Source organism: Allobosea psychrotolerans (assembly GCF_002917105.1).
Classification (GTDB): Bacteria; Pseudomonadota; Alphaproteobacteria; order Rhizobiales; family Beijerinckiaceae; genus Allobosea; species Allobosea psychrotolerans.
Map to the genome: position 1 here is coordinate 23,427 of NZ_PQFZ01000016.1, position 13,101 is coordinate 36,527.

The following is a 13,101-nucleotide window of genomic DNA, read 5'->3' on the forward strand; positions in this document are numbered from 1 at the left end:
GAGCAAGCCCTTCGCTGCGCCGCAAGAACCCCAAGCGCCCCATGATGTCAAACCGATGACAGCCCACGCCTCCCTCACATCCCGCCCTTGACGCCCTCGGGCGGCCGGCTCGCGGCCGGCACGAAGAAGTCCGGCATCAGTGGCACGGAGGGGTCGACGCGATAGGGCGTGAAGTCGGTGACGCCCTCACTTGCCAGGAAGCTGTCGTCGATCAGGAACTGGCCGGAGAATTCGCGCGCCGGCTTGCCGAAGATCAGATAGGCGGCGTCGGCGAGGATCTCGGGCGTACGGCTCGCCTGCACCATCTTGTCGCCGCCGAGCAGGTTCTGCACCGCCGCGGTCGCGATCGTCGTGCGCGGCCAGAGCGCGTTGACGGCGATGCCCTTCGGCGCAAGCTCGCCGGCGAGGCCGAGCACGCACAGGCTCATGCCGTATTTGGCGATCGAATAGGCCAGATGCGGCGCAAACCAGCGCATCGCCAGGTCGAGCGGCGGCGACAGCATCAGGATATGCGGGTTCTGCGCCTTCTCCAGATGCGGAATCGCATATTTCGAGACCATGAAGGTGCCGCGCGTGTTGATCTGCTGCATCAGATCGAAGCGCTTCATGTCGGTCATCTGCGTGTTGGTCAGCGAGATCGCGCTGGCATTGTTCACGACGATGTCGATGCCGCCGAAGCGCTCCGCCGTCCTGGCGATGGCATCAGCCACGCTCGCTTCGTTGCGGACATCGACCATCAGCGGCAGGCATTGCCCGCCGGCCGCCTCGATCTCGGCGGCGGCGGTATAGATCGTGCCCGCGAGCTTGGGATGCGGCTCGGCCGTCTTGGCGGCGATGGTGACATTGGCGCCGTCGCGCGCGGCCTTGAGCGCGATGGCGAGCCCGATGCCGCGCGAGCCGCCGGTGATGAACAGCGTCTTGTTCTTGAGCGACATGACTGACCTCCCTCAGGCTGGAATGGTGAAGCGGCCCGGCTGCGTGCCGTCCCGATCGGTGAAGCCATAGGCGCGGGCGAGATCGGCGACATGCAGCACATGGCCGGCATGGCGGGCGACATCGGGATCGCCCGCGAGCGCCGCGACCGCGCGGCCGGCATAGAGCGGGCTCTCGGTCGTCTCCTCAGCCATGCCGGCATCGGTGACGCGCTCGGTCAGGACATGGCCGGGAGACAGGCCCAGCGCCGTGACGCCGAAAGACTTGAGCTCCTCAGCCATCGCCAGGGTCAGGCGGTTCATCGCCGTCTTGGCGAGATCGTAGAAGACATCGCCGAGATAGCCGCCGGCGGTGTCGAAGCTGACCGTGACGATCAGGCCCTTGCGCATCTGCACCATGGCGGGCGCGACCGCGCGCGCCAGCAGCAATTGCGCGTAGACGCCGCTCTCGAAATTCTGGCCAAGCCTTGCCGCCGGCCTGCGCCAGAACGGCGCGCCGAATTGCGAGCCATCGGGATAGCGCTCGCCGTCATAGCCCTCATTGCCGCCCCAGACGGCATCGACCACGCAGTCGAGCCGGCCGAAGCGGCGCAAGGCCCAGGAGACCAGCATATCGACCTCGCGCTCCTGCGTGTGATCGCAGCGATAGGGATGGCCCTTGCCGCCGGCGGCCTCGACCTCGCGCGCCGTATCCTCGAAGGTCTCCTGGCGCTGGTCGGTGCGGGGACCGGCCTCGCTCGAGCGGCCGGTGACGATGACGGTCGCGCCGGCTTCGCCCAGCGCCCTGGCGATGCCGCGCCCAAGCCCGCGCGAGGCGCCCGCGACGAGGCAGATGCGGCCTGCGAGCGCGCGCGGGACTTCACTCACGCCGCGAAGACCGCGTCGGCGTCCTCGACGGCGCCGGCGCCTTCCGTCACCGCCAGTTCCAGCGCCGGGGCCTCGGTGACGACATGCTCGGCGAAGAAGCGGGCCGTGGCGACAGCCGCCGCGCCATTCTCCTCCGCGCGCATGGCGAGCGCCTTCCGGGCGAGGCCGGTGCCGCCCTGCGCCAAGGCGAAGAGCTTGAGATAGGGCGTCGCACCCGCGAGCGCCTCGCCCGGCCTGGCGCCCATCGTCGCCAGCATCCAGTCGGTGGCGCGCTCCAGGGAATCGATGGCGGCCTTGAGCCGGGCTGCGCTGTGGCCGAAGCCCGGCGTGTTGGCGCCCTCGACCTTGCCGACCACGCCGCGCATCTCGCTGATCAGCGCCTTGACCGCGTTGCCGCCGGAGAGCGGCAGCTTGCGCAGCACGAGGTCGATCGCCTGGATGCCGTTGGTGCCCTCATAGATCGTGCAGATGCGGGCATCGCGCAGATGCTGGGCGGCGCCGGTCTCCTCGATGAAGCCCATGCCGCCATGGATCTGCACGCCGGTCGAGGCGACATCGATGCCGATATCGGTGGCATAGGCCTTGGCGACGGGGGTGAGGATCGCGGCGCGCTCGCTGGCGGCCTTGCGCCTGGCCTCGTCGGTCTCGCGATGGCTGCGGTCGAGCGCGGCGGCGACCATATAGGAGATGGCGCGGGCGGCTTGCGTCTTGGCGCGCATGTCCATGAGCATGCGGCGCACATCGGGATGCACGATGATCGGGCTCATGGCCGAGCCCTTGGGCGCGTCGAGCGCCGTGCCCTGGCGGCGTTCCCCGGCGAAGGCCAGCGCCTGCTGATAGGCGCGCTCGGCAATGGCGACGCCCTGCAGCGCGACGTTGAGACGGGCGTTGTTCATCATCGTGAACATGCAGGCGAGGCCGCGATTCTCCTCGCCGATCAGCCAGCCGATCGCGCCGCCATTGTCGCCATAGGCCATGGAGCAGGTCGGCGAGGCGTGGATGCCGAGCTTGTGCTCGATGCCGGAGCAGCGCAGGTCGTTATGGGCGCCGAGCGTGCCATCGGCATTGACCAGGTATTTCGGCACCAGGAACAGCGAGATGCCGCGCGTGCCGGGAGGGGCGTCGGGCAGGCGCGCCAGGACGAGATGGATGATGTTCTCCGTCATCCCATGCTCGCCATAGGTGATGAATATCTTCTGGCCGGTGATGCGGTAGGTGCCGTCGCCGACGCGCTCGGCCCTGGAGCGCAGCGCATTCAGATCGGAGCCCGCCTGCGGCTCGGTCAGATTCATCGTGCCCATCCACTCGCCCGAGACGAGTTTGGCCAGATAGGTCTGCTTGAGATGCTCGGAGCCATGGGCGTGAACCGCCTCGATCGCGCCGATCGTCAGCAGCGGCCCGAGCGCGAAGGCGAGCGAGGCCGAGTTCCACATCTCGGTGCAGGCCGATTGCAGCAGCGTCGGCAGGGCCTGGCCGCCATAGATCTCCGGCCCGGGAAGTGCGTTCCAGCCGGCCTCGGTCCAGGCCTTGTAGGCTTCCTTCCAGCCCGGCGGCGTGGTGACGACGCCGTCCTTCAGGGTCGAGCCATGCGTGTCACCGACGCGGTTGAGCGGGGCGATCACGTCTCCGGCGAATTTCGCCGCCTCCTCCAGAACGGCATCGGTGAGGCCGCCGTCGAGCTCCGGCGCAAGCCCCTCCGCGATCAGCCCGTCGAGGCCGGCGACATGGCGCAAGGTGGCGATGATGTCCTCGACCGGGGCGCGGTAGCTCATGAAATTCTCCCTGGAAGCCCGCATATCCTGCCTGATCGGCAGATGCGGGTCTGCTTTTGACGTTGCCGCGATGTTAGCGAGGAACTATCCCCGACGCCACGCGCAGGCGAGCGCGACCTTCGTCACGCGTCCACATCCGTAGCCTGCTGCGAATATAGTTTATATCTAAACCATCAGAGGTCAATCGTGCCCGATCAACGCGTCACGCAGCGGCTGGACGACAGCGAGGCCGGCGTCGCCACTGGGGCCGCATTGCTGCGCGCGGGCAAGCTCGTGGCGCTGCCGACGGAGACGGTCTACGGGCTGGCGGCGGACGCGACCTCCGGCACCGCGGTCGCCGGCATCTACGCGGCCAAGGAGCGGCCGAGCTTCAACCCGCTGATCGCGCATCTGCCCGACCTCACGGCTGCCCGGCGGCAGGGCCTGTTCGACGCCAACGCCCTGGCGCTGGCGCGCGCCTTCTGGCCGGGGCCCCTGACGCTGGTGGTGCCGGTCTCGAGCGGTTGCAGCGTCAGCGAACTGGCGCGGGCGGGGCTTGCGACGGTGGCGCTGCGCGTGCCGTCCCACCCGGTGGCGCGGGCGATCCTGCAAGCGGCGGGACGGCCGATCGCCGCCCCTTCCGCCAACCGCTCCGGCCGGGTCAGCGCCACCAGCGCCGCGCATGTGCTGGCCGATCTCGACGGGCGCATCGATGCGGTGCTCGACGGCGGACCAACCAAGGTCGGCGTCGAATCGACGATCGTCGCCTGCCTCGACGGCGCGCCGCGCCTGCTGCGCCCCGGCGGCGTGCCGAGTGCCGCGATCGAGGGCGTGATCGGGCGCTCGCTCGTGCTCGCCGGCGAATCGGGCGCCGCGCCGATCTCGCCGGGTCTGCTGGCCTCGCATTATGCCCCCGCCGCCGGCGTCAGGCTCGATGCGGAAGGGCCGCGTGACGGCGAAGCCTGGCTCGGTTTCGGGCCCGAGCCGGTCACGCTGTCGCCTGCCACGCTCCAGCTCAATCTCAGCCCGGCAGGCGATCTCATGGAGGCTGCGGCGAACCTCTTCGGCTATCTGCGCCAGCTCGACATGGCCGCGCCGGCAACCATCGCCGTTGCGGCGATCCCGATGCATGGGTTGGGCGAGGCGATCAACGACCGCCTTCGGCGAGCCGCCGCGCCACGCTGAAGCCGGCAAGCGCCATCTTGCAATGCTGCAAGATATCGGCTTGGGTCCGCCTTCCAAGGCAGGGGATCGCATTTGGACTTTTAGAGCCCTCATCCTGAGGAGCAGCCGGAGGCTGCGTCTCGAAGGATGCTCCAGTTTGCTCCGGAAACGCCTTCTGGAGCATCCTTCGAGACGCGCTTCCTACGGAAGCGCTCCTCAGGATGAGGGCTGTGGGGTCACATGCGATAGCCCTGTCTCCGATGGGACAGGCCGCCAATGAATTCCAATCTCGCCTGGGATGATTTCCGCCTGATCAAGGCGATCGCCGACCATGACGGGCTGACGGGTGCGGCGAACGCGCTCGGCGTCAACCACTCCACGGTCTTCCGCCGTCTCGGCCAGATCGAGGAGCAGCTCGGCCTGCCTTTGTTCGAGCGCCGCAAGACCGGCTATGTCGCGACCGTCGCCGGCACCGAGATGGCAGCGCTGGCCAACCGCATGGACGAGGACGTCACCGCCTTCGGCCTGCGCCTGGCCGGGCGCGATGTCGCGCCGTCGGGCGAAGTGCGCGTGACCACGACCGATACGCTTTATCTCAACGTCCTGCTGCCGATCTTCGCCGCCTTCCGCCTGGCGCATCCGCTGATCCGCCTCGACATCGTCATCGGCAACCAGACGCTGAACCTGTCGAAGCGCGATGCCGATGTTGCGATCCGCGCCAATGACTCACCGGGCGAGACCCTAGTCGGGCGCCGGCTCGCGACGCTGAACTGGGCGATCTATGGCCGCGCCGGAGACGAGCTGACGCCGGCCGAGCAGGCCGATCCGAAAGCCCTCTTCCAGCGCGACTGGGTCGCGCTCGGCGACCAGCTCGGCTATGTCAAGGCTGCCCGCTATGTCCGCGAGCGGGTCGCGCCCGAGCGGATCGCGCTGAAGAGCTCGGCCGTGCTGGGCATGACCGAGGCGGTCGAGCAGGGCCTCGGCATCGGCCCCCTGCCCTGCTTCATCGCCGACCAGCGGCCGGGCCTCGTCCGCTTGATGCCGCCCGATCCGGAATTCTCGACGGGCCTGTGGATCCTGACCCATCCCGATATCCGGCATGCGCCCAGGGTGCGCGCCTTCATGGACTTCTGCGGCAACGAACTGGCGAAGAAACGTGGGCTGATCGAGGGCATGGGTTGAGGAGCGGGGTTTCGTTTGCGCCCGCTCACTGGCCATTTTAGCATGACGTCGCTCGCGTGACTGGCGCTGCGAGGTGGGCCACCACCGGGGAGCGCGAGCCTCGCTGCCGCGCGCCTGGGTCCTCTCATTCCCTTCCGGAGACGCCCCCATGCATGTCGTGATGCTGCTCTATCCCCGCTTGACCCAGCTCGATCTGACCGGCCCCTTCGAGGTCTTCACCCGCTTCCGCGAGCTCGAACTGCACCTGGTCTGGAAGACGGCCGACCCGGTCAGGGACGACGGCGGCCTGGCTATCCTGCCGAGCACGACCTTCGCGGCCTGCCCGCAGGCCGACATCCTGTTCGTGCCCGGCGGCCCCGGCCAGGCCGCGCTGATGGAGGATGAGGAGACGCTCGCCTTCCTGCGCCGGCAGGCCGCCTCGGCGCGCTATGTCACCTCGGTCTGCACCGGCTCGCTGGTCCTGGGCGCGGCCGGCCTGCTCAAGGGCTACCGCGCCACCTGCCATTGGCTCTCGCTGCCGCAGCTCGCCCTGCTCGGCGCCGAGCCGTTGGCGGAGCGCGTCGTGCGCGACCGCAACCGCGTCACCGGAGCGGGCGTGACCTCGGGCATCGATTTCGCGCTCGGCCTGATGGCCGATATCTTCGGCGAGGAGCGCGCCCGCAAGGTCCAGCTCCAGATGGAATACGACCCGCAGCCACCCTTCCCCGGCGGCTCGCCGGCGAGCGCCTCGGGCGAACTGGTCGCCACCGTGAGGCAGGACTCGGCGAAGTTCCAGAGCGAGCGGGAACAGATCGCGCGGCGCGTGGGTGCCGCCCTGGCCTGAGCCAGAGCCTTGCCAGGAAAAAAACGGGTGCCGGTTTCTCGCGCGCAATGCTCCGGGGACGGTTTTGGCCTGAACCACACCGTCATTGCGAGGAGCAAAGCGACGAAGCAATCCTGGAGCGGCAGAACTCGACGTCCCCCTGGATTGCTTCGCGGAGCCTGTACTCGGGCTTGCCGAAGGCAAGACCCGGGTGCTCGCAATGACGGTTAATACCTAGGCTCTCACCCCACCTCGACCACGACCCGCCCGCGCACCTTGCCCTCGACGATCGCCTTGCCGGTCTCGATCACGCTCTCCAGCGGGATGGTGGTGGTGATCTTGGCCAGCGCGTCGCGGTCGAGATCGGTCGCGAGCCTGGCCCAGGCCTCGAGCCGGCGCGGTTTCGGGCACATCACCGAATCGACGCCGAGCAGGGCGACGCCGCGCAGGATGAAGGGCATGACGGATGCGGGCAGGTCCATGCCCTGCGCCAGCCCGCAAGCGGCGATGGCGCCGCCATATCTGGTCATCGACAGCAGATTGGCCAGCGTGTGCGAGCCAACCGCGTCGACCCCGGCGATCCAGCGTTCCTTGCCGAGCGGGCGGCCGGGCGCGGAGAGCTCGTTGCGATCGATGATCTCGGCCGCGCCCAGGCTCTTCAGATAATCCGCCTCCTCGGGCCTGCCGGTCGAGGCAATGACATGCCAGCCCGCCTTGGCAAGCAGCGCGGTCGCGACCGAGCCGACGCCACCGGCAGCCCCCGTCACCACGACCGAACCGTCTGCGGGCTTCAGGCCATGCTTCTCCAGCGCCAGCACGCAGAGCATCGCGGTGTAGCCGGCGGTGCCGATCGCCATCGCCTCGCTCGGGTTCATGCCGGGCGGGAGCGGCACCAGCCAGTCGCCCTTGATCCGACTCTTCTGGGCATAGGCGCCCAGATGCGTCTCGCCCGTGCCCCAGCCGTTCAGGATGACGAGGTCGCCCGGCTTGAAATCGGGATGGTCGGAGGTCTCGACCCTGCCGGCAAAGTCGATGCCGGGGATCATCGGCCAGCGCCGCACCACCGGTGCCTTGCCGGTGATGGCGAGGCCGTCCTTGTAGTTCACCGTGGAATGGGTGACGCGGACGGTGACATCGCCCTCCATTAGATCGCTCTCGGCGAAATCGGTGAAGGCGAGGTTGGGGCCGGTCTCGCCCTTGGTCGCGACCAGGGCCTTGAACGTGGTCATGCGCGTTTCCTCCAATCGACAGAAGCCCCCACAGCCCTCATCCTGAGGAGCGCGCAATTGCGCGCGTCTCGAAGGATGCTCCAGTGTTCTCTGAACCTCCTGGATCATCCTTCGAGACGCCGCTTCGCGGCTCCTCAGGATGAGGGCTGAGGTGGTGGCCTGGTTTCGATGGATGAATGACCCGCCGCGCCCCGCGCCGCAAGCGGCGAGCCTGTGCGTCTTTGGTCAGTCCCGTCTCACGCCGGCTGCGCCAGCGGCCGCTCGACGGCCTTTTCGATGATCGGCAGGTTGATCAGCGCCGAGGCGATGCCGAGCGCGATCGAGAGCCACCAGACGATCTGGTAGGAGCCGGTCGCCTCGTAGAGCACGCCGCCGAGCAGCACGCCGAGGAAGCCGCCGACCTGATGCGAGAAGAAGGCGAAGCCATAGAGCATCGCCATGTATTTCGTGCCGAACATCAGCATCACCAGCGAGGAGGTCGGCGGGATGGTGGAGAGCCAGAAGAGGCCGATGACGGCGCCGAAAGCCAGCGCTGTCGCGGGGTTCGGCGGCAGCAGGATGAAGGCGGCGATCGCGACCGAACGGCCGAGATAGATCCAGGCCAGCAGGTGGCGCTTGGGCATGCGCGTCGAGAGCCAGCCCGAACAGAGCGAGCCGACCGCATTGGCGAGCCCGATCACGGCCAGCGTCCAGCCGCCGACCCAGGCCGCCATGCCGACATCCTTGAGATAGGCCGGCATATGGGCGGTGATGAAGGCGAGCTGGAAGCCGCAGGTGAAGAAGCCGAGCACGAGCAGGACATAGGAGCGGTGCTTGAAGGCCTCCGTCAGCGCCTGCATGATCGACTGGCCCGGCAGATTCGCGGTCGCGCTGGGCTGGGTCACGCCGTCCTTGCGCGTCGCCAGCATGAAGGCGAAGGGCATCACCAGCAGAACCGAGCCGGCGAAGACGACGAGCGCCTGATGCCAGCCGATCTGCTCGATCAGGATGTTGCCGATCGGCGGGAACAGGAACTGGCCGAAGGAACCGGCCGCCGTGCCGGCCCCAAAGGCCATCGGCCGCCAGGATTCCGGCAGGAGCTTGCCGAAGGCAGCGAGCACGAGGTTGAAGGAACAGGCCGAGAGGCCAAAGCCGATCAGCACGCCGGCGCCCAGATGCAGGGTCAGCGGCGTGGCGGCATAGGCCATCAGCACCAGCCCCGCCGCATAAAGCAGCGCGCCGAAGCAGAGCACGCGCACCGTGCCGAATCGATCGGCGACCGCGCCCGCGAAGGGCGCGCCCAGGCCCCAGAGCAGGTTCTGGATCGCGATTGCGATGCTGAAGGTGTCCCGGCCCCAGCCGAATTCCAGCGTCATCGGGATCTGGAACAGGCCGGCGCTGGCGCGCGGGCCGAAGGTGATCAGGGCGATCAGACAACCGGCGGCGACGATCACCTCCGGAGCGTAGCTGCGCGCGGGGGCTGCACTCATGATCGGTCTCCGGCGGTCTCTGCGAGCGAGCGCAATATTGATCGTGTGGCTGCACGGTAGCGCCGATCCGGGCGGCGCAACAACGCCTTTTCGTGGCGTTGCGCATCACAGCCTTGCATGGGCGAACCGGCAAAATCCGAAGATTGCCGGTCTCATTAACCGCTGCTCAACCCTACCGGGGTGATAACGGCATGGCGCGAATGCGCGCTGTCTTCCGGGATCGGGTGGAGTAGCAGGTCAGGTGCGTTTGCGCAGGCGTACGAGACGGATCGGTTCGCTCGGGGTCAAATGGGCCCTGGCCACGGTGGCGCCATGGGCGCTTTCGGCCGGCGTTCTGGTCTCCTTCACCGCCTCGGCCGGCCAGAATTACGGCCCCGACGCCCTGCCCTATTCATCGATCCAGCGCGCCGCGCCGGCTTTCGATTCGGCGCTCGAGGAAGGCCCTTCGCTGCTGGTCGCGGGCAGCGCCTTCCGGCTGCCCGGCCTTGCCCTGTCCTCGGCGATCCGGCAGGCGCATCTCTCCTTCGACGATCCCGAGCGGCTCGTCGCGATCGATCCGCGCCAGCCGCGCGACGACATGAAACATTCGGTCTCGGGCTTCCCGGAGGTCGACCGCACCGCCAAGGGTGACCCGCTGCCCGGCCTGCGGCCAGGCCTCTCGGCGCTGCCGGCAGGCGAGCTCGAACGCGTCGTCTTCGGCGACACCCAGCCGCGCCTGATCTCTGGCGGCTTCTCACTCGACGCCCAGCGCGCGGCGGAAGCCGTCGACGGGCCGCAGATCGGCTTCGAGCCGTCGGCGAATGAGGAGGGGCTGACGGATCCTGCGATGGCGGACGCCTCGCCAAGCTCGCAGCACCGCCTGATCACCTCGCCGCGTCAGGCCGAACTGCATCTGGAAAGCATCGACGGCTCGACGCCCTCCGTGTCTGGACGCGCCGCCAGCAGCTCCTCGACGCCGCCGGTACACTACAATGTCGCGACGCTGGCCACCCCGGTCACTCCCGCGCCGCCTGCGGCGCTGACTCGCCCCAACCTCGTCGCCAAGGCGCCGCCCGCGACCAGCACCATGCGCAAGGGCGATCCCGGCCCGCAGATCAGCTATGCCGGCCTGATCGCTCCGGGCGAGATGGCGCGCCAGCAGCGCTGCCTGGCGGAGGCGGTCTATTTCGAGGCGCGCTCGGAATCGAATGAGGGCCGCGCCGCCGTGGCGCAGGTCGTGCTCAACCGGGTCAAGAGCGGGCTCTATCCCGACAATGTCTGCGGCGTGGTCTACCAGAACGCCAGCCGCTACCTCGCCTGCCAGTTCACCTTCGCCTGCGAGGGCAAATCGCTGCGCATCACCGAGCCGGCGCCCTGGCACGACGCGGTCCGCATCGCCCGCGAGGTCTATGAGGGCACGACCTATCTGCCCGAGGTCGGCGGCTCCACGCATTACCACGCCAACTACGTCCGCCCGTACTGGGCGAAGAAGCTGAAGAAGATGGACACGATCGGCCAGCACGTCTTTTATCAGCTGCGGCCCGGGCAGACTTGAGGGCAGCAGGTCGGGCATTCATCGAAAGGCGTCATTCTCGGGCTTGTCCCGCGACGAGCCGGTTCGCCGCAAGCGCCCCATTGAAACGCTCCGCTCATCGCAGGCTTTCCAACGGGCGCTGACAGAGGGGAGAAGTGCGAGGAACCCCTCTCCTGCAAGGAGAGGGGCAGGGGTGAGGTGTAGGCCCCTGGACGTGATAGCCGAGCCCCGCCCGCAGCCTCAATGGTCGAACGGCCGACACCTCACCCTGCCCTCTCCTTACAGGAGAGGGTTCCCCGCGCCCTTCATCCGGTGTTTCGCGTCACCTTTGCCCGCAAGGGCCAAGCCCGACCATGACGAACTTCCGCTCCCGGATCGGCGCACTCCATGCGCCCGCGCTATCCACAAGCAAGCCCGAACTCCCTCGCATTCGAGCGATCCGCTTCACGCCATTTCAACACCCATGAACGTGGTTTGCCGGCCCGGCTTGGTTAATTTTACCTTGTTTGAGCGTTTACCTTGCGTTCATCACGCCGCGCAGGCTTTCTGATCCCACAAGCGGCACGGTGATGCCGCAGGGCTGGTGGGTTCGGACAGATGCGTCAGGTTTTCGTCACTTCGGCATTCAGCGCGCTTCTGCTGCTTGGCGCGCAAGCCGCCCAGGCGGGCGATTGCGCCGGCTACTCCTGCCGCCCGGCACCCTCCTGCCGCGGTTCGGCCTGCTACAACCTCGTGCAGACGCCGCCGGTCTACGACACGGTCAGCGAGAGCTATCTCATCCGCCCGGAACAGACCCAGTCCCGCGTCATCCCGGCGCAGTACGACTACGTCACCGAGACGGTGATGATCGCACCGCCCCGGCAGATTCCGCATCATCGCCCGGCGCAATATTCGAGCGTCTCCGAGAAGGTGATGATCTCGCCCGCCAGCAGGCGCTGGGAAGTGACCCGCGACGCCTATGGCAACACCACGGGCTGCTGGGTCGAGGTTCCCGCGCAGTATGGCTACCAGCAGCGCACCGTCGAGGTCGCGCCCGCCACCGTCGATTACGAGACCATCCCCGCCGTCTACACCCAGCGCCAGCGCAAGGTGATGGTGCGGCCGACGCAGGTCGTCCATGAGACGCGGCCCGCGCAATACGCCACCCGCCAGCGCAACGTCCTCGTGAGCCCCGGCTCGCAGCGCTGGGAGCGCGCCGGCTACTGAGTTTTTTAGGTTCTAGGTAGACTTCTTCATCACGGAAAAGACCACTTCAAAGCCCCGGCTCCGGCCGGGGTCTTTTTTTGCGGACGATGCCCTGAGCGGGAGCGCTGCGCTGCTGCATGGTGATCTGCTGGAGCTGGAGCAAGGCGCTTGATGCTCGGAACCGCGCCGTCATCCCGGCCGTAGCGAAGCGGAGCGCCGGGATCCATCATAGGGCGCCGTCGATGCCCTATGATGGATCCCGGATCTGCGCGGCTTTGCCGCTTGTCCGGGATGACGCGGTGTTTCCGAGCGTAGGCAGCAGCCCTGAACGCAAAAAAGGCGCCGCGGTCGCAGCGCCTTCCGGATAGCTTCAGTGGTCTTGGGTTCCGGGGCTCTTCAGCTCTCGCGAAGCCCGGATCAATGATGCCCGCTCAGCCAAGCCCGCCATTGAGCAGGGCCAGCACGCCGACACCGACCACGAAGGCCAGCATGCGGGCGGGCATGGCGATCAGGCTTCCCGGCGAGCTCCTGGTCGCGAGGCCGACGCCGAGCTCGACGACGCCCAAGCCCAGCAGCACCAGGACGAAAGGCGGGAGCGGCGAGGACGCTCCGACCCAGCCCGCCTTGGCAGCGAATGCGACGATGGCGCCGAGCGCCGCGCCGAGAGCGATGAAGACGAACTCGACCCGCGTGAAGCGCATCGTGCCCGTTCAGCGCCGACGGAAGTTCTGATTGCGCGGCGGAGCGCCCGGGCCGGGGCCGGCCGTCTTCTGGCGGAAGTTGATGCGGCCGCGATCGAGATCGTAAGGCGACATCTCGACCACGACGCGGTCGCCCGCGATGGTGCGGATGCGGTTCTTCTTCATCTTGCCGGCCGCATAAGCCAGGATCACGTGTTCGTTGTCGAGCTTCACCCGATAATTGCCGTCGGGCAGCACTTCGACCACCGTTCCGTCGAATTCGAGCAGTTCTTCTTTAGCCATACTGTCGTCCTTCGTGTGCCCGTA

General features: G+C 67.9%; 12 protein-coding genes and 1 riboswitch. Of the genes, 5 read left to right on the forward strand and 7 right to left on the reverse strand.

Annotated elements, in window-relative coordinates:
- Positions 1-74: 74 nt before the first annotated feature.
- The 3 genes from CYD53_RS22240 to CYD53_RS22250 are packed head-to-tail and all read right to left on the reverse strand — an operon-like array spanning position 75 to position 3,571.
- Entirely contained in the window at positions 75-935 is an 861-nt protein-coding gene (locus tag CYD53_RS22240) for an SDR family oxidoreductase (protein WP_103720284.1), read from the reverse strand.
- Between the two features lie 12 nt (positions 936-947).
- Complete coding sequence (locus tag CYD53_RS22245; protein WP_103720285.1) at positions 948-1,799, reverse strand: SDR family NAD(P)-dependent oxidoreductase; 852 nt, start codon at positions 1,797-1,799, stop codon at positions 948-950.
- The gene (locus CYD53_RS22250) at positions 1,796-3,571 is read right to left on the reverse strand and encodes an acyl-CoA dehydrogenase (protein ID WP_103720286.1); all 1,776 of its coding nucleotides are present in this window, start codon (positions 3,569-3,571) and stop codon (positions 1,796-1,798) included. The genes CYD53_RS22245 and CYD53_RS22250 overlap by 4 nt, the downstream gene beginning before the upstream one ends.
- Before the next feature lie 186 nt (positions 3,572-3,757).
- On the opposite strand from CYD53_RS22250, the gene CYD53_RS22255 reads away from it, so the two are divergent.
- The 3 genes from CYD53_RS22255 to CYD53_RS22265 all read left to right on the forward strand — a co-directional run bounded on the left by CYD53_RS22255 (position 3,758) and on the right by CYD53_RS22265 (position 6,719).
- Positions 3,758-4,735, forward strand: a complete 978-nt coding sequence (locus CYD53_RS22255; RefSeq protein WP_245928375.1) for an L-threonylcarbamoyladenylate synthase — start codon at positions 3,758-3,760, stop codon at positions 4,733-4,735.
- A gap of 255 nt (positions 4,736-4,990) precedes the next feature.
- A complete protein-coding gene (locus CYD53_RS22260; RefSeq protein WP_103720288.1) occupies positions 4,991-5,896 on the forward strand; it encodes a LysR family transcriptional regulator in 906 nt (301 codons plus the stop codon).
- Positions 5,897-5,942: 46 nt separating this feature from the next.
- A riboswitch (ZMP/ZTP riboswitch) is annotated at positions 5,943-6,023 on the forward strand.
- A 21-nt stretch (positions 6,024-6,044) separates the two neighbouring features.
- Positions 6,045-6,719, forward strand: a complete 675-nt coding sequence (locus tag CYD53_RS22265) for a DJ-1/PfpI family protein (protein ID WP_103720289.1) — start codon at positions 6,045-6,047, stop codon at positions 6,717-6,719.
- A gap of 221 nt (positions 6,720-6,940) precedes the next feature.
- Here CYD53_RS22265 and acuI read toward each other — a convergent pair whose 3' ends face one another.
- Together acuI and CYD53_RS22275 are read right to left on the reverse strand one after the other, a co-directional pair.
- Positions 6,941-7,927, reverse strand: a complete 987-nt coding sequence (gene acuI, locus CYD53_RS22270) for an acrylyl-CoA reductase (NADPH) (RefSeq protein WP_103720290.1) — start codon at positions 7,925-7,927, stop codon at positions 6,941-6,943.
- A 236-nt stretch (positions 7,928-8,163) separates the two neighbouring features.
- The gene (locus tag CYD53_RS22275; protein WP_103720291.1) at positions 8,164-9,396 is read right to left on the reverse strand and encodes an MFS transporter; all 1,233 of its coding nucleotides are present in this window, start codon (positions 9,394-9,396) and stop codon (positions 8,164-8,166) included.
- A 241-nt stretch (positions 9,397-9,637) separates the two neighbouring features.
- Between CYD53_RS22275 and CYD53_RS22280 the strand changes: the two genes are divergently transcribed.
- On the forward strand, positions 9,638-10,930 hold the full coding sequence (locus CYD53_RS22280; protein ID WP_245928376.1) for a cell wall hydrolase: 1,293 nt from the start codon (positions 9,638-9,640) through the stop codon (positions 10,928-10,930).
- A gap of 576 nt (positions 10,931-11,506) precedes the next feature.
- On the forward strand, positions 11,507-12,115 hold the full coding sequence (locus tag CYD53_RS22285) for a hypothetical protein (protein ID WP_103720292.1): 609 nt from the start codon (positions 11,507-11,509) through the stop codon (positions 12,113-12,115).
- A 410-nt stretch (positions 12,116-12,525) separates the two neighbouring features.
- Here the strand turns inward: CYD53_RS22285 and CYD53_RS22290 are convergent, their stop codons facing one another.
- Both CYD53_RS22290 and infA read right to left on the reverse strand, forming a co-directional pair.
- Positions 12,526-12,795: a hypothetical protein gene (locus tag CYD53_RS22290; RefSeq protein ID WP_103720293.1), complete on the reverse strand. Its 270-nt coding sequence runs from the start codon at positions 12,793-12,795 to the stop codon at positions 12,526-12,528.
- A gap of 9 nt (positions 12,796-12,804) precedes the next feature.
- Entirely contained in the window at positions 12,805-13,077 is a 273-nt protein-coding gene (infA, locus tag CYD53_RS22295) for a translation initiation factor IF-1 (protein WP_069690262.1), read from the reverse strand.
- Between the last annotated feature and the right edge of the window lie 24 nt (positions 13,078-13,101).

Bases quoted from the DNA above. Each gene is read 5' to 3' on its own strand.
- CYD53_RS22265 (WP_103720289.1), top strand. From the start codon at position 6,045: ATGCATGTCGTGATGCTGCTCTATCCCCGCTTGACCCAGCTCGATCTG.
- CYD53_RS22275 (WP_103720291.1), bottom strand. From the start codon at position 9,396: ATGAGTGCAGCCCCCGCGCGCAGCTACGCTCCGGAGGTGATCGTCGCC.
- CYD53_RS22290 (WP_103720293.1), bottom strand. From the start codon at position 12,795: ATGCGCTTCACGCGGGTCGAGTTCGTCTTCATCGCTCTCGGCGCGGCG.
- infA (WP_069690262.1), bottom strand. From the start codon at position 13,077: ATGGCTAAAGAAGAACTGCTCGAATTCGACGGAACGGTGGTCGAAGTG.
- CYD53_RS22260 (WP_103720288.1), top strand. From the start codon at position 4,991: ATGAATTCCAATCTCGCCTGGGATGATTTCCGCCTGATCAAGGCGATC.
- CYD53_RS22250 (WP_103720286.1), bottom strand. From the start codon at position 3,571: ATGAGCTACCGCGCCCCGGTCGAGGACATCATCGCCACCTTGCGCCAT.
- CYD53_RS22285 (WP_103720292.1), top strand. From the start codon at position 11,507: ATGCGTCAGGTTTTCGTCACTTCGGCATTCAGCGCGCTTCTGCTGCTT.
- CYD53_RS22240 (WP_103720284.1), bottom strand. From the start codon at position 935: ATGTCGCTCAAGAACAAGACGCTGTTCATCACCGGCGGCTCGCGCGGC.
- acuI (WP_103720290.1), bottom strand. From the start codon at position 7,927: ATGACCACGTTCAAGGCCCTGGTCGCGACCAAGGGCGAGACCGGCCCC.